Raw genomic sequence first — 15,589 nt, forward strand, 5'->3', positions numbered from 1 at the left:
TGTACTCAGCGTGGCGGAATCGGACAATTTATGGCCGATTCCGCCAAATTCACTGGGCTGCCCTCAGGTCAGATGAAGACCGGTTCCGGCTCCAATAGAACGCCAAAGCGCGCCTGAACGTCGGCCTGGATGGCGCGCGCGAGCGCGACCACGTCGGCCCCGGTCGCGCCGCCGCGGTTGACCAGCACCAGCGCCTGTTTTTCGTACACGCCGGCGTTGCCAAGCGATTTGCCCTTCCAGCCGCACTGGTCGATCATCCAGCCGGCCGCCAGCTTCTCGGTGCCGTCTGCCTGCGGATAGTGGACCAGCGTGGGGAACTGCTCCAGCAATGCGGCGCACTGCCCTGCCTGCACCACCGGATTCTTGAAGAAGCTGCCCGCATTCCCGATCACTGCCGGGTCGGGCAGCTTGCGGCTGCGAATGGCGATCACCGCATCGCTGACCGCGCGCGGGCCGGGCGCCTGCACGCCCTCCAGCTCGCGCGCCAGCTCGGCGTAGCGCAGATTGGGCTGCCAGTCGTTGGGCAGCGCGAACGTCACGTCCAGCACGATCAGCCCCGCCCCGGCGGCATGCTTGAAGATGCTGTCGCGGTAGCCGAAGCGGCACTCAGGCCCCGTCAGGGTGCGCACCTGGCCGGTCGCGGTATCGAACGCGGTCAGCGAATGGAAGCTGTCCTTGATCTCGGCGCCGTAGGCACCGATGTTCTGGATCGGCGCCGCGCCCACCGTGCCTGGAATGAGCGACAGGTTTTCCAGCCCGCCCAGGCCCTGCTCCAGCGTCCACAGCACGAAGCGGTGCCATTGTTCGCCAGCGGCGGCGCGCACCAGGGTGACATCGCCATCGCGCGCGAGCACCTCCCGGCCGGCGCCGCACATGTGGAGGACCAGGCCGTCATAGTCCCCGGTCAGCAGGAGGTTGCTGCCGCCGCCCAGCACCAGGCGCGGCATGGCGGACAGGGCAGGATCGGCGAAAACGGCACGCAGGTCGTCCGCGCTTTCTACCCGCAGGTAGTGGCGCGCACGGGCATCGATACCGAAGGTGTTGAGCTGGCGGAGGGAGAAACTATGCTGGATCAAGGAAAGTTGCATGGGAGACCGTAAATTTTCGCTCAATTATAGTGGGAACCCTCTAAATGTCGTCCGTTGTCGATTAAAATACCGGGATCGTCATTTTGGCAAGACAAAGGAATGAATTATGCCGTCGTTTGATGTTGTCTCCGAAGCGGACATGGTCGAAGTGCGCAACGCCATCGACCAGACCAACAAGGAAATCACCACCCGTTTCGATTTCAAAGGCAGCGACGCGCGCGTCGAGCAGAAGGAAAACGACCTGACCGCCTACGCGGACTCGGAGTTCCAGCTCACCCAGGTCAAGGATGTCATGACCAACAAGCTGGCCAAGCGCAAGGTCGATGTGCGCTTCCTCGACGAGGGCAAGGTCGAAAAAATCGGTGGCGACAAGGTCAAGCAGGTCATCAAGATCAAGAACGGGATCGAGGGCGACACCGCCAAGAAGATCGTCCGCGTGATCAAGGACAGCAAGATGAAAGTGCAGGCAAGCATCCAGGGCGACGCGGTGCGCGTGCAGGGTGCCAAGCGCGACGACCTGCAGGCAGCGATGCAGTTGCTGCGCAAGGAAGTTCCGGACACGCCGCTGGAATTCAACAATTTCCGCGACTAAGGTCCGGCAGCAAACAGCAACAAAGGATTTGAATGAAATGCGTTGACGATTTCCGCCTGAAGCTGGGCGGCAAGGAATATGTGCCGATCATGATCGGCGGCATGGGTGTAGATATCTCGACCTCCGAGCTGGCGCTGGAAGCGGCGCGCCTGGGCGGCATCGGCCACATTTCCGATGCCATGGTGCCCGACGTGTCGGACCGCAAGTTCGACACGACGTTCGTGAAGGACAAGACCAAGACCTACAAGTTCAATATCAACAATATGGACAAGTCGGTGGTCAAGTTCGACCTCGAACGCCTGGCCGAAGCGACCCGCCTGCACGTGGGCTCGACCATGCAGGCCAAGCAGGGCAACGGCCTGATCTTCGTGAACTGCATGGAAAAGCTGACCATGAACGCGCCGCGCGAGACGCTGCAGACGCGCATGTCGGCGGCCCTGGACGCGGGCATCGACGGCATCACCATGTCGGCCGGCCTGCACCTCGGTTCGTTCGCGCTGATCGCCGACCATCCGCGCTTCCGCGACGCCTTCCTGGGCATCATCGTGTCCTCGGTGCGCGCGCTGCAGCTGTTCCTGCGCAAGGTTTCCAAGCTCAACCGCCTGCCCGACTACATCATCGTCGAAGGCCCGCTCGCAGGCGGCCACCTCGGCTTCGGCATGGAAGACTGGAAGGACTACGACCTGCACACCATCATGGACGAGATCCACGCGTTCATGAAGGCCGAGCAGCTGGACATTCCGCTGATCGCCGCGGGCGGCATCTTTACCGGCAGCGACGCCGTGAGCTTCCTGGAAAAAGGCGCGGGCGGCGTACAGGTGGCGACCCGTTTCACCGTGACGCACGAATGCGGCCTGCCGGCCGACGTGAAGCAGGAATACTTCAAGGCAAGCGAAGAGGACATCATCGTCAACGGCGTCTCGCCGACGGGCTATCCGATGCGCATGCTGAAGAACACGCCTGCGATCGGTTCGGGCATCCGTCCGGGCTGCGAGTCGTATGGCTACCTGCTGGACGCGACCGGCAACTGTTCCTACATCAACTCGTACAACCGCGAGGTGCTGGCCAATCCGGACGCCAAGCAGGTAGTGGTGATGGACAAGACTTGCCTGTGCACGCACATGCGCAACTTCAATTGCTGGACCTGCGGCCACTACACCTACAAGCTGAAGGACACCACGCACAAGCGCGCGGACGGCACTTACCAGGTTCTGTCTGCCGAGCACGTGTTCAAGGACTACCAGTTCAGCGTCAACAACGAAATCGCGCTGCCCGAGCGCGAAGAAGCCGCCGCCTGACCAGGCGCGGCGTTCCCGCTGGACCTGCCCCGGCCATTCGGCCGGGGACGTCCGCGCGGGGCCATCACATCATTCCATTTCCCAATAAAATCTGCACCAGCCCAAGCGCTGGAACCGCAGACAATTTCCAACAGTCTCGGCATTTCCGCGACACAACACTTTAAGAAGAGCTATGCTGAATTACCCCTTTCGGAGTAATCAACATGAACTCGCCGCACGCCGCACCGTCCCCGCCTTCCCCTAGCAGTTTCCCCCATTTTTTCCACCCGACTATCCGCTGCAATCCCGGCTATTGCCTACGGCTAAGTCAATCCAGGTTCGCTTCCTGACATCGCGCAGGCCGAGGTCCCACGCGCTGAGTAGCATTCCCAGAAGCCGTTATTTTCCGCGCCAGAATCAGGGCGCCATTTATTTCAAGATACCAAGCCGGAGCATCAATCATGACCCCACACCGCGCCCAGCGAACCGCCAGCATTGCCGCCCTTCTCGCCTTCAGCCTTGCGCTACTTGTTCCGCATCAAGCCTATGCACAGGCAACGGGGCGAACGACCGTGGGTGCACTCACCTACACGCTGGTCGACCTCGACCCGCTCGACGGGATCACTCCCTCGTTGCAGTTCAAGCCAATGCCCTATGTTCCGGCGCCCGGACAGGAGATCGAAGGCCCACGCGTCAGCACCATGTACAGCGATGGCGACGCGTTCCAACACGTGGAGCGCTTCGGCACGGGCACCGGGGTGCTGGGCCAGGGCTTCGCGCGCGATGACAACCTGTCCATTACCGGCGTGCTGAGCGGCCGCGGCGATGCCCTGTCGCACCAGATCGAGATCAACGCGTTCGCACAGACCGACGGCAGCACCGTGCGCTCCGGGACGTCCAGCGTGTACACGGGAAGGCTGGAGTTCGACCTCTCGCCGAACACGGCGGTGGTGTTCGACCTGACGGTGGATGTCGAGGGCAACCTGGTGCATGGGCCGGAACTGCACGAGTTCTACCAGTCGGCCGTGACCTTGTACCTCGCGATCGGCAACTCGCCGTTTCCTGGATTCGACAGCCAGTACCGGCAGTACACGGCAAACACCTTGCCGGAGTTCGGCGGACAGCGCAGCCTCGACATCACGGAAATGCTCAGTGTGTCGTACCAGAACCTTGGACCGAACACCGTGAGCGGATTTACCTCCTTCGACGCATGGGGCCAGGCGTACGCCGGCCCGCTGCCCCCACCGATTCCCGAGCCGCGGATGCTGCCCATGCTGGCGGCGGGCCTGTTCATCGTCGGCTGGTGGTCGCGCCGCCGCCGGCCATCCTGACCGGCCGTAAGGAGCACACCAGGCACATCCCAGGATGTGCTTTTTTTATTCCTGTGCGGTTTTTCGCCACTATCCTGCAGCGCAGGCCGCGATTCCGACAGGCTGTCGCAATCGGCTGGCCCGGGTTCGGGCACCGCGCTACAGTTGCATCGTCCCAACAGTAGTGTCATTGTTATTATCTTTTCTACGAGCAATCGCAGCGCTGGCCTTACACTCGCCGATTGCACTGCTGAAGAAACGGAAATCGAAACATCATGGAACAAGGGCGCACACATCTCTCGACAGTAGGCTCGATCCTGGCCTGGCTCCACCGCGCCTTCGACGCCGTGGCCACCTGGGTCACCCAGCTGTCGTGGTGGAAGTTCCTGCTGTTCGCATCGCTGTCGCTGATCGCGGCGACCATCCTGCAGGACGAACTGTTCTCCGGTCCGGTCGAAGAAATCGTCGTGCATGACGAGCGCAACGGGCGCGGCCGTCCGGAAACGCAGATCATGATCGACGACCGCGGCATCCACTTCAATCCCGGCAAGCAACGCGCGCCCGGAGCGCCGGCCGCCGAAGCGCCGGCCGCCGAGGCGCCGCCCGAGTTGCCGGAAGTCCCGGTAGCGCCCGTCGCGCCGCGGCCGGGCGCGGCCGGCGACGTCCACATTCCCCTGCCGCCGCAGATCGGCGAAGAGCTCTCGATCGCGATCGAACAGGCGGTCGAGGACGCTGCCGAGCAGAAGGTCACCCGCTACCACAAGCAGGCGTCGACCTGGTTCCGCAGCTTCGTCCTGCTGCTGCTGATCGCGCTGTTTGCCACCAAGGCGCTGGTGGGCGGCAAGAAGCGCGCCGAACTGCAAAGCCGCGAGGCCACCGAAGCGGCAGAACGCGAGTCGATGCACCGCCAGCTGTCCGAGGCCAAGATGCAGATGATGCAGGCGCAGGTCGAGCCGCACTTCCTGTTCAACACGCTCGCCTCCGTCGAGCACCTGATCGAAACCGACCCGCCGCGCGCTTCGGCCATGCAGCGCAGCCTGATCCAGTACCTGCGCGCCGTGCTGCCGCAGATGCGCGACAACAACGTGGTTACCAACCTGGGACGCGAGGCCGACATGGTGCGCGCCTACCTGAACCTGCTGAAGATGCGGATGGAAGAGCGCCTCACCGTCAGCATGGAAGTGCCGGAATACCTGCGCAGCGCGGCGTTCCCGCCGATGATGCTGCAATCGCTGGTGGAAAACGCAATCAAGCACGGCCTGGAATGCAAGCCGGAAGGCGGCACCCTGCGCATCTTTGCCGACGTGGTGGGCGAGCGCCTGCGCGTGATCGTCAGCGACAACGGTGTCGGCTTCGGCATGGTGCCGAGCACGGGCACCGGAACGGGGCTCACCAACATCCGCGAGCGCCTGAAAATGCTGTTCGGCGAGCGCGCCACGCTGCGCATCGGCCCCAACGAGCCGACCGGCGTCGTGGCCACCATCGAAGTGCCTTACCAGCCGGCGAAATAGCCTGGGCGACGGCGGCCCCGCTTATTGCCTATTCGGGCAAATCGTTGAATAATGACCTACCCAAAATTACAACAAGCACCATCATGCCGACCGCAATCATTGCTGATGACGAAAGACTGATGCGCGACCAGCTGCGCATGCGCTTGAACCAGGTGTGGCCGGAACTCGAGATCGTCGGGGAAGCCAAGAACGGCGAAGAAGCCGTCGACCTGGTCCGCGAGCTCAAGCCCGACCTCACCTTCCTCGATATCCGCATGCCGGGCAAGACCGGCATGGAGGCCGCGCGCGACATCGGCAGCGCCAGCAATATCGTGTTCGTGACCGCCTACGACCAGTATGCGGTGGAAGCGTTCGAACGCGGCGCCATCGACTACGTGCTGAAACCGCCCGAGCCCGAGCGCCTGGGCGTGACCGTGGAACGCCTGAAGGAGCGCCTGGCCGCACCGAAGGCTGCCTCCGCCGCGCCGGACGTCACGGCCATCCTGTCGCAACTGGCCGAGAAGATCGCCGCCCCGAAACCGAAACACCTGCAATGGATCCAGGCCAGCATCGGCTCGGACCTGCGCATGATTCCGGTCGAGGAGATCCTGTTCTTCCGCTCCGACGAAAAATACACCTGCGTTCAGACCGAGAAGTTCGAGGCGCTGATCCGCAAGCCGGTGCGCGACCTGGCCGATGAGCTCGACCCCTCGCTGTTCTGGCAGATCCACCGCGCCACGCTGGTCAACGTGAACGCCATCGAAGGCGTGACGCGCGACCTGCGCGGCCGTCACCTGGTCATGGTCAAGGGCCGCCCGGAGAAGCTCGAAGTCAGCCGCAGCTTCCTGCACCTGTTCAAGCAGATGTAACGCCCCGAAATGGGGACCGAAATGGGGACAGACCCCATTTTGGGCTCGCTGGTCAACGTGAACGCCATCGAAGGCGTGACGCGCGACCTGCGCGGCCGTCACCTGGTCATGGTCAAGGGCCGCCCGGAGAAGCTCGAAGTCAGCCGCAGCTTCCTGCACCTGTTCAAGCAGATGTAACGCCCCGAAATGGGGACAGACCCCATTTTCGAAATGGGGTCTGTCCCCATTTTGGGTTTCCCCTCTTTGCTGCTCCGCAAGGCACTGCGGCTCCTGCCGGCGTAAGCTGGACTCCGGAGCCTCGACCATGCCCAACACAGTCCATCAATTCCGAGTTGGCGGCCGCCGTGCCAGCGACGAGGTGTCACACGCCCAGCTGCGGCAGTTGTCCGCTGCCCTCCAGACCATTCGCGAACACGAGCGCACCCACATCGCGCGCGAACTGCACGACGATACGGCGCAGCTGCTGACCCTGCTGCGCATGGACCTGGCGCTGCTGATGCAGAACAAATCGCTGGCACCCGACGCGATCGACCTGATCGAAGGCATGGACAAGAACCTGATGGGCGCGATCACCTCGGTGCGGCGGATTGCGCGCAACCTGCGTCCGCGCGCGCTGGACGAAGGCGGCCTGTATTACGCGCTTCGCGCGCTCTGCACGGAGTTCAGCGAACGCAACGGCATCCGCTGCGGCTTTTTTGCCGATGAGGAGGAACTGCAGCTGGACGACGCCCTCAGCACGGCGGCCTACCGCATCGTGCAGGAGGGGCTGACCAATGTGGCGCGGCATGCCAAAGCGACCGAAGTGTCGGTCAGCGTGGGGCGATCCAATCATCACCTGCTGATTGGAATCGCCGACAACGGCAAGGGGATCGACCCGGTGGACATGGAAAAGCCCGAGTCGCTCGGGCTGGTGGGCATGCGCGAGCGGGTCTGGGCACTCGAGGGGGACATCAGCATCGGCCGCAACGAAGAGAGCGGGACGCGGATCGATATCTCCCTGCCGGTGCCGGGCTAACCTGCGCGCGTCCCGCAACCCGCCGCGTCGCTTATTTCAGGCGGCCGGTGAGCATCCAGTAGTGGTCGAGGCGCTCGATGCGCACTTCGCGCACGTGCGAAGCGAAACGCTTGCGCAGGCTGCTGTCGGCCGGGTAGTTGCGCAGCACCTCGTAGCGCTTGCCCGACGGCGCGGTAAAGATCTGGAAGGTGTTGCCTTCCAGGTCGGTGCGCGCGATCGGCGGCGTCTGTTCTTCCATGAAGTTGTCGTCGACCAGGATCAGCAGCACGTCCTTGCCAAGCCTGGCGCGCAGCTGCTTCAGGTATTTTTCCTGGTCCTCGCGCTTGATATGCGACCACAGGAAGCCGGCGAAGCACGCCGTAAAGCGGCCAGCCATGTCCGGCAGCGCGAACGCGTCGGCCTGCTGGAATTCCACGCTGGCGGCGTCGACCCGTTGGCGGGCCATCTCCAGCATCTCCGGGCTGGAGTCGATGGCGAGCACCGAATCGGCCGAGCACGCCAGCGTTTCGGTCCAGTAGCCGGTGCCGCAGCCCAGTTCCAGCACCTTGTGGTTGCTGACCAGCTCGGCGATGCGTTCGTGCAGTTCGTCCAGGTCATCCTGGCGGTCGGCATCCTCGTAGCGGCTGTCGTAGGTGGTGGCGATGTCCGCGTAGTAGGCGGCAAGCGTGTCTTGGTTCATAGTTTCTGTTTAGGTGTCGCTGGGGACAGTCCCCTACAACTCGTAGTTTTCCTTAACGCCGCTCATGGCCTGCTCGACCATCTTGCGGGTCAGAACCGGCGCGAGCAGTTCGATGAAGGTGTAAATGTAACTGCGCAGGTAGGCGCCCTGCTTGATCGCGATACGCGACACATTCATGCCGAACAGGTGCCCGACCGGGATCGCACGCAGGTTCTTGTCGCGCTCGGGGTCGAAGGCCATGCCCGCGATGATGCCTACGCCCATGCCCAGTTCCACATAGGTCTTGATCACGTCGGCGTCGATCGCTTCGAGCAGCACGTCCGGCTTCAGGTTGCGCAGGCCGAACGCATGGTCGATCTTGCTGCGGCCGGCGAAGGCGGCATCATAGGTGATGACCGGGAAACTGGCAATTTCTTCCAGCGAGAGCGCTTTCGAGCGCAGCAGCGGATGCTCGGCCGGCACCACCACCACGTGCTCCCACTGGTAGCACGGCAGCGTTACCAGCCCTTCGATGCTGGCGATCGATTCGGTCGCGATCGCGATGTCGGCCTGGTCGCGCGTCACCATCTCGGCGATCTGGCGCGGATTGCCTTGCAAAAGCGACAAGCGCACCTTCGGGTATTTCTGCATAAAGGCCTGCACCACCTTGGGTAGCGCATAGCGCGCCTGGGTGTGCGTGGTGGCGATGGTAAAGCTGCCGCTGTCCTGCGCGGCGTACTCCTTGCCGATGCGCTTGAGGCCGTCGATCTCCTGCATGATCAGCTCGACCGACTGCAGCACCAGCCTGCCCGGCTCGGTCAGGCCGCGGATGCGCTTGCCGTGGCGGGTAAAGATATCCACGCCCAGCTCCTCTTCCAGCTCGATGATCGCCTTGGACACGCCCGGCTGGGACGTGAACAGGGCCTTGGCGGCATCCGTCAGGTTGAAGTTCTGGCGCACGGCTTCGCGCACGAATCGTAGCTGGTGGAGGTTCATGCTGGGATGGTTGGGTTGCGCATGTTCGCTATTTTATAAGAATGCTTATGCCTCAGACGCATATAAGCAAATAAATTCTTAGTCGTTTGGAATAAAGCCACGGTTCTTTACCATGAAGGCATCATTGCACCAGGATCGCCCATGTATCGCTACGACCAGTATGACCACCTCATCGTCCGGGAACGGATTGCGCAGTACCGCGACCAGGTCCAGCGCCGCCTGAACGGGGAGCTGACGGAGGAAGAATTCCTGCCGCTGCGCCTGCAGAACGGCTTGTACATGCAGCGCCACGCCTACATGCTGCGCATCGCGGTGCCGTACGGCCTGCTGTCGTCCACGCAGGTGCGCAAGTTCGCCCACATCGCGCGCAAGTACGACCGCGGCTACGGCCACTTCACCACGCGCCAGAACATCCAATTCAACTGGATCGAGCTGGAAGACACTCCGGACATCCTGGCCGAGCTGGCCTCGGTCGAGATGCACGCGATCCAGACCTCGGGCAACTGCATCCGCAACGTCACCTCGGACCAATTCGCGGGCGTGGCGGCGGACGAACTGATCGATCCGCGCCCGTACGCGGAGATCCTGCGCCAGTGGAGCACCTTCCACCCCGAATTCATCGCCCTGCCCCGCAAGTTCAAGGTGGCGATCAACGGCGCGGTCGAGGATCGCGCCGCGGTGGCCGTGCACGACATCGGCCTGACCGTGGTGACCAACGACGCCGGCGAAGTGGGCTTCAGGGTGCTGGTCGGCGGAGGCCTTGGCCGCACGCCGATCATCGGCACCGTGATCCGCGAGTTCCTGCCGCGCGAGCACCTGCTCACCTACATCGAAGCGATCATGCGGGTCTATAACCTGTACGGCCGCCGCGACAACAAGTACAAGGCGCGCATCAAGATCCTGCTCAAGGCCATCGGCGCCGAGGAATTCACGCGCCAGGTCGAGGCGGAATGGGCCGACCTGAAAGGCAGCCCGTCCACGCTGACGCAGGAAGAAATCGAACGCATCCAGGCCTTCTTCCGCCCGCCCCAGTACAAGACGCTGCCGGCGCTCGACCCGCAAGCGGGGCGCGAGGACAACCGCGCGTTCGGCAACTGGTTGCGCCGGAACGTCAAGCCGCACAAGGTGCCGGGCTACGCGGCCGTGGTGCTGTCGCTGAAGAAGACCGGCGTGCCGCCGGGCGACGCGACCGATGCGCAGCTCGACTTCGTGGCCGACATCGCCGACCGTTACAGCTTTGGCGAAGTGCGCGTGACGCACGAGCAGAACCTGGTGCTGGCCGACGTCGAGCAGGCGCGCCTGTTCGAGCTGTGGCAGGAGATCAAGGCCCAGGGCCTGGCCACGCCGAACATCGGCCTGCTGACCGACATTATCAGCTGCCCGGGCGGCGACTTCTGCTCGCTGGCGAATGCCAAATCGATCCCGATTGCCGCCGCCATCGCGCAGCGCTTCGACGACATCGACTTCCAGCACGATATCGGCGAAATCGAACTGAATATCTCCGGCTGCATCAACGCCTGCGGCCACCACCACGTGGGCAGCATCGGCGTGCTGGGCGTGGACAAGGACGGCGCGGAGTTCTACCAGGTCTCGATCGGTGGTGCGCAGGGCAACAACGCGGCCATCGGCAAGATCATCGGCCCGTCGTTTTCGGCCAGCCAGATGCCGGAAGTGATCGGCCGCCTGCTGCAGGTGTACGTGCGCGAGCGCTATGAGGACGAGCCGTTCGCGGCGACCGCGCAGCGCCTGGGCATCGGCCCGTTCAAGGATCTTGTGTACGCGACGCCGATCGGCGACGACGCGCACGTGGAGGAAGAAGCATATGCTTGAGAAGCACAAACTGGTCATCAAGGGCCGTGAAGTGGTCGCCGACGACTGGGCCGTGCTGCGGCTGGACGAAGGCGCGGACGCGGCCACCGTGGAGGTCCCGGAAGGCAAAGTGATCGTGCCGCTGGCGGTATGGGAAGCGCAGAAGGACGCGCTTGCCGCGCGCCGCCCGCTGGGCGTGTGGCTGCCATCCGATACCCCACCGGACGCGCTCAAGGGCCAACTCGATGCGTTCGACGTGGTCGCGGTGGACTTCCCCAGGTTCTCCGATGGCCGCGGCTACTCGATCGCGTACAACCTGCGCATGCGCCTTGGTTGGAAAGGAGAGCTGCGCGCGATCGGCGATGTGCTGCGCGACCAGCTGTTCTCGATGCAGCGCGTCGGCTTCGACTGCTACGCCACGCGCCAGGACCGTTCGATCCACGACGCGCTCAAGGGCCTGACCGTGTTCAGCGAAACCTATCAGGCATCGGTGGACAACAGCCTGCCGCTTTACCGCCGCCAGGTTCGCACCCCGGAGGCAGCGTGAAGAACGACGCGGTGAATTTCGATGCGCGCGTGGCGGACACGCGCGCCACCCTGGAGCGCCTCGCCCGCGATTTCTCCCCGGCGGTGTTCGCATCGAGCCTGGCGGCCGAGGACATGGTCATCACCGACATGATCCTGCGCGCGCAACTGCCGATCGCGATCTTTTCGCTGGAAACCGGCCGCCTGCACGCGGAAACGCTGGCGGTGCTGGACAAGGTGCGCGAGGTGTACGGCTACGACATCATGCTGTACCGCCCGCAGGCGGACGCCATCGACGCCTATGTCGCGCAGAACGGCCTGAATGCGTTCTACGACAGCGTCGAGATGCGGCGCGAATGCTGCCGCATCCGCAAAGTCGAGCCGCTGGGCCGCGCCCTGGCCGGCAACAAGGCCTGGATCACCGGCCAGCGCCGCGCGCAGTCGAGCACCCGCGCCGAACTGGCGGTACAGGAAGAAGACGCCGCCCATGGCATGACCAAATTTAATCCACTGGCCGACTGGTCGGAAGAAGACGTCTGGAACTACCTCCGCGCCAACAACGTGCCGTACAACGCGCTGCACGACCAGGGTTTCCCGTCGATCGGCTGCGAACCCTGCACCCGCGCGGTGGAACCGGGCCAGGACGTGCGTGCCGGCCGCTGGTGGTGGGAGAACCCGGAATCGAAGGAATGCGGCCTGCACGTGGTCGATGGACGCCTGATCCGCATCAAGCCGGTTGCGGCATAACGAGAGCTACGAATGAATACTGTTACCGAGCATTTCCTCGCTGACGTCAACGCGCGCCACCTCGACGCGCTGGAATCGGAAGCGATCCACATCCTGCGCGAAGTCGCTGCCGAGTGCAGCAACCCTGCCCTGCTGTTCAGCGGCGGCAAGGACTCGGTCGTGCTGCTGCGCCTTGCGGAGAAGGCATTCAGGCCGGGCAAGTTCCCGTTCCCGCTGGTGCACATCGATACCGGACACAATTTCGACGAGGTGATCGCCTTCCGTGACGCCCGCGTGGCAGAGCTGGGCGAGCGCCTGATCGTCGGCTCGGTCGAGGACTCGATCAAGCGCGGCACGGTGCGCCTGCGTAATCCGCAAACGGACTCTCGCAACGCGGCGCAGGCAGTTACACTGCTGGAGACGATCGAGGAGCACGGCTTCGACGCCTGCATCGGCGGCGCCCGGCGCGACGAGGAGAAAGCACGTGCGAAGGAGCGCATCTTCTCCTTCCGAGACGAGTTCGGCCAGTGGGACCCGAAGGCGCAGCGTCCGGAACTCTGGGACCTGTACAACACGCGCGTGCATCCGGGCGAAAACATGCGGGTCTTCCCGATCTCGAACTGGACCGAGCTGGATGTGTGGCAGTACATCGCGCGCGAAAAGCTGGCGCTGCCGTCGATCTACTTCGCGCACGAACGCGACGTCATCGCCCGCAACGGACTGCTGGTGCCGCTGACCCCACTGACGCCGCCTCGCGATGGCGAGACGGTGGAGACGCGCACGGTGCGCTTCCGTACCGTCGGCGACATCTCATGCACCTGCCCGGTCGCGTCAGATGCGGCCACGGTGGCCGAGATCATCGCCGAAACGGCGGTCACCGACATCACCGAACGCGGCGCGACCAGGATGGACGACCAGACCTCGGAAGCCTCGATGGAAAAACGCAAGAAGCAAGGTTATTTCTGATGAACGCGATGAACGAACAACCGATCGAACACAGCCTGCTGCGCTTCATTACCGCCGGCTCGGTCGACGATGGCAAGAGCACGCTGATCGGCCGCCTGCTGTACGACAGCAAGGGCATCTTTGCCGACCAGCTGGCGGCGGTCTCGCGCGCCAGGAACAAGCGCACCGTGGGCGACACCATCGACCTGTCGCTGCTGACCGACGGCCTGGAAGCCGAGCGCGAACAGGGCATCACGATCGACGTGGCGTACCGCTACTTCGCGACGCCGCGCCGCAAGTTCATCATCGCCGATACGCCGGGCCACGAGCAGTACACCCGCAACATGGTGACGGGCGCTTCGACCGCAGATGCCGTCGTGATCCTGATCGACGTATCGAAAGTGAAGCTGCGCGAGGACGGCGGCGTGGACCTGCTGGTGCAGACCAAGCGCCACTCGACCATCGCCAAGCTGTTGCAGATCGAGCACGTGGTGGTTGCCGTCAACAAGATGGACCTGGTTGGCTACGACCGCGACGTGTACGAGCGCATCGTCAAGGCCTACCGCGAGTTCGCGGCGGCGCTCGGCCTGGCGTCCGACATCACGGCGATCCCGATGTCGGCGCTGGCGGGCGACAACGTGGTCGAGCGCGGCGCGCGCATGCCGTGGTACCAGGGACCGACGCTGATCGAGCTGCTCGAGTCGCTGACCGTGTACGACGAAGCGCACACCGCGCCGTTCCGCTTCCCGGTGCAGCTGGTGGCGCGCCACAACGGCCACGAGGCCAACGACTTCCGCGGCTACATGGGCTGCATCGAATCGGGCAGCGTGAGCGTGGGCGACGAGCTGGTGGTGCAGCCATCGGGACAGCGCGCGACGGTCCGGGAGATCTCGACCTTCGACGGTTCGCTCCAGAGCGCTGCCGCAGGCCAGTCGGTGACGCTGCTGCTCAACGAGTACGTGGACATCTCGCGCGGCGACCTGCTGTCGGGCGCGGACAATCCTGCCACCCTGCTCAGGCAGGTGCACGCGGACGTGTGCTGGCTGTCGGAAGAGCCGCTCGACCTGCGCCGCAAGTACATCGTCAAGCATGGCACCCGGCAGACCACGGCCAAAGTCAAGGCGGTCGAGTCGATTCTCGACATCAACACGCAGGAGCGCCATCCGGCCGAGGGCCTCAATCTCAATGACGTTGCGCGCATCTCGTTCGCGGTGCAGCAGCCGCTGGTCGCCGATGCGTATTCGGACATCCGCGCCACCGGCGCATTCATCCTGATCGACGAAGTCACGCACCAGACCGTTGCAGCGGGCATGATCCGCCTGGACGGGCAGGAATGAGCCTGCCCGGCAAGGTGTACCTGGTCGGCGCCGGCCCCGGCGCCCAGGACCTGATCACCTTGCGCGGCGCGCGCCTGCTCGCGCAGGCGGATGTGGTGCTGTACGACGCGCTGGTCACGCCGGAGATGCTGGAACTGTGCGCGCAGGCCGAGCTGATCGCGGTCGGCAAGCGCAGCGGCCAGCGCTCCACCGCGCAGCAGCACATCAACGAACTGCTGGTGGAACAGGCGCGCCGGCACCGCATCGTGGTGCGCCTGAAGGGCGGGGATCCGATGATGTTCGGCCGCGCGGACGAGGAACTGCGCGCGCTGGAAGAAGCCGGCATCGAGGTGGAAGTCGTCCCCGGCATTACCACCGCGCTGGCCGCCGCCGCCAGCACGCGCCAGCCGCTCACCAAGCGCGGCGTGGCGCGCAGCGTCGCCTTCTTCACTTCCAGCACGGCGCCGGGCCATCCCGAGGAAGCGGCCCTGCCCTCCACCGACACGCTGATCCAGTACATGGGCGGACGCGAAGCCATGGCGACAGGCCAGCGCCTGCTCGCGCAGGGGCTGGCGCCGGAGACCTGCGTGGTGATTGTCGAGAACTGCAGCCGCAAGGACGAGCGCATCGTGCGCATGGACCTGGCCGGTCTGGCGCAAGGCCTCCGGCAGGCGCACGGCCCGGTGCTGGTCATGGTGGGCGCCGCGATGGCGCGCCGTCCGCACCAGGCGCCTGACCGCTCAGTGCAGGTCGAGCCTGCGCGTGTCGATGCCGAGGATGCTGTAGAGCGGGTCCCAGCCCGCTAGCGCGGTCGCCAGCGGGATCAGTCCCAGCAGCGCCCAGCGCCGGGTGTCCTCTCCCAGCACGAAATACGCGCCCAGGATGACCAGCGCCAGCACCAGGCGCACCACACGGTCGAACTGTCCTACGTTCGCTTGCATATGCCCTCCCTGCCACTCAGTATAGGCGGCGG

At 64.3% G+C, this 15,589-nt stretch carries 16 protein-coding genes and 1 pseudogene; 13 read left to right on the top strand and 4 right to left on the bottom strand.

Annotated elements, in window-relative coordinates:
- Positions 1 to 68: 68 nt before the first annotated feature.
- A complete protein-coding gene (gene murB, locus ACFSQR_RS05760; protein WP_377728671.1) occupies positions 69 to 1,088 on the bottom strand; it encodes a UDP-N-acetylmuramate dehydrogenase in 1,020 nt (339 codons plus the stop codon).
- 106 nt (positions 1,089 to 1,194) lie between these two features.
- Between murB and ACFSQR_RS05765 the strand changes: the two genes are divergently transcribed.
- The 7 genes and pseudogenes from ACFSQR_RS05765 (at position 1,195) to ACFSQR_RS05795 (ending at position 7,641) form a co-directional block, all read left to right on the top strand.
- Positions 1,195 to 1,680, top strand: a complete 486-nt coding sequence (locus ACFSQR_RS05765; RefSeq protein WP_377728672.1) for a YajQ family cyclic di-GMP-binding protein — start codon at positions 1,195 to 1,197, stop codon at positions 1,678 to 1,680.
- 32 nt (positions 1,681 to 1,712) lie between these two features.
- A complete protein-coding gene (locus ACFSQR_RS05770; protein WP_377728673.1) occupies positions 1,713 to 2,978 on the top strand; it encodes a nitronate monooxygenase in 1,266 nt (421 codons plus the stop codon).
- A 551-nt stretch (positions 2,979 to 3,529) separates the two neighbouring features.
- Positions 3,530 to 4,288, top strand: a complete 759-nt coding sequence (locus ACFSQR_RS05775; protein WP_377728674.1) for a PEP-CTERM sorting domain-containing protein — start codon at positions 3,530 to 3,532, stop codon at positions 4,286 to 4,288.
- Positions 4,289 to 4,542: 254 nt separating this feature from the next.
- The gene (locus ACFSQR_RS05780; RefSeq protein ID WP_377728675.1) at positions 4,543 to 5,778 is read left to right on the top strand and encodes a sensor histidine kinase; all 1,236 of its coding nucleotides are present in this window, start codon (positions 4,543 to 4,545) and stop codon (positions 5,776 to 5,778) included.
- An 83-nt stretch (positions 5,779 to 5,861) separates the two neighbouring features.
- Complete coding sequence (locus ACFSQR_RS05785; protein WP_377728676.1) at positions 5,862 to 6,626, top strand: LytR/AlgR family response regulator transcription factor; 765 nt, start codon at positions 5,862 to 5,864, stop codon at positions 6,624 to 6,626.
- A gap of 48 nt (positions 6,627 to 6,674) precedes the next feature.
- Positions 6,675 to 6,803 (top strand): annotated as a pseudogene (locus ACFSQR_RS05790) (LytTR family transcriptional regulator DNA-binding domain-containing protein); the annotation flags it as partial.
- A 127-nt stretch (positions 6,804 to 6,930) separates the two neighbouring features.
- On the top strand, positions 6,931 to 7,641 hold the full coding sequence (locus ACFSQR_RS05795) for a sensor histidine kinase (protein WP_377728677.1): 711 nt from the start codon (positions 6,931 to 6,933) through the stop codon (positions 7,639 to 7,641).
- Positions 7,642 to 7,672: 31 nt separating this feature from the next.
- On the opposite strand, the gene ACFSQR_RS05800 is transcribed toward ACFSQR_RS05795, so the two are convergent.
- Positions 7,673 to 8,320: a class I SAM-dependent methyltransferase gene (locus ACFSQR_RS05800; protein ID WP_377728678.1), complete on the bottom strand. Its 648-nt coding sequence runs from the start codon at positions 8,318 to 8,320 to the stop codon at positions 7,673 to 7,675.
- Between the two features lie 33 nt (positions 8,321 to 8,353).
- Positions 8,354 to 9,295: a CysB family HTH-type transcriptional regulator gene (locus tag ACFSQR_RS05805; protein WP_377728679.1), complete on the bottom strand. Its 942-nt coding sequence runs from the start codon at positions 9,293 to 9,295 to the stop codon at positions 8,354 to 8,356.
- 141 nt (positions 9,296 to 9,436) lie between these two features.
- Here ACFSQR_RS05805 and ACFSQR_RS05810 point away from each other — a divergent pair, with 141 nt between their 5' ends.
- The 6 genes from ACFSQR_RS05810 to cobA are packed head-to-tail and all read left to right on the top strand — an operon-like array spanning position 9,437 to position 15,422.
- Positions 9,437 to 11,125, top strand: coding sequence for a nitrite/sulfite reductase (locus ACFSQR_RS05810; protein WP_377728680.1), 1,689 nt, complete (start codon positions 9,437 to 9,439; stop codon positions 11,123 to 11,125).
- Complete coding sequence (locus tag ACFSQR_RS05815; RefSeq protein WP_377728681.1) at positions 11,118 to 11,651, top strand: DUF934 domain-containing protein; 534 nt, start codon at positions 11,118 to 11,120, stop codon at positions 11,649 to 11,651. The genes ACFSQR_RS05810 and ACFSQR_RS05815 overlap by 8 nt, the downstream gene beginning before the upstream one ends.
- On the top strand, positions 11,648 to 12,376 hold the full coding sequence (locus ACFSQR_RS05820) for a phosphoadenylyl-sulfate reductase (protein ID WP_377728682.1): 729 nt from the start codon (positions 11,648 to 11,650) through the stop codon (positions 12,374 to 12,376). The genes ACFSQR_RS05815 and ACFSQR_RS05820 overlap by 4 nt, the downstream gene beginning before the upstream one ends.
- A 12-nt stretch (positions 12,377 to 12,388) precedes the next feature.
- A complete protein-coding gene (cysD, locus tag ACFSQR_RS05825) occupies positions 12,389 to 13,321 on the top strand; it encodes a sulfate adenylyltransferase subunit CysD (protein ID WP_377728683.1) in 933 nt (310 codons plus the stop codon).
- Positions 13,321 to 14,637 carry a sulfate adenylyltransferase subunit 1 gene (locus ACFSQR_RS05830; RefSeq protein ID WP_377728684.1) on the top strand — a complete coding sequence of 439 codons (1,317 nt, stop codon included), beginning with the start codon at positions 13,321 to 13,323 and terminating at the stop codon, positions 14,635 to 14,637. Before cysD ends, ACFSQR_RS05830 begins: the two co-directional genes overlap by 1 nt.
- Positions 14,634 to 15,422, top strand: a complete 789-nt coding sequence (gene cobA, locus ACFSQR_RS05835) for a uroporphyrinogen-III C-methyltransferase (protein ID WP_377728685.1) — start codon at positions 14,634 to 14,636, stop codon at positions 15,420 to 15,422. Before ACFSQR_RS05830 ends, cobA begins: the two co-directional genes overlap by 4 nt.
- Here the strand turns inward: cobA and ACFSQR_RS05840 are convergent.
- Entirely contained in the window at positions 15,357 to 15,557 is a 201-nt protein-coding gene (locus ACFSQR_RS05840; protein ID WP_377728686.1) for a DUF2892 domain-containing protein, read from the bottom strand. The two genes, cobA and ACFSQR_RS05840, sit on opposite strands and share 66 nt — an antisense overlap.
- Between the last annotated feature and the right edge of the window lie 32 nt (positions 15,558 to 15,589).

This window comes from Pseudoduganella sp. GCM10020061 (assembly GCF_042683405.1).
Classification (GTDB): domain Bacteria; phylum Pseudomonadota; class Gammaproteobacteria; order Burkholderiales; family Burkholderiaceae_D; genus Telluria.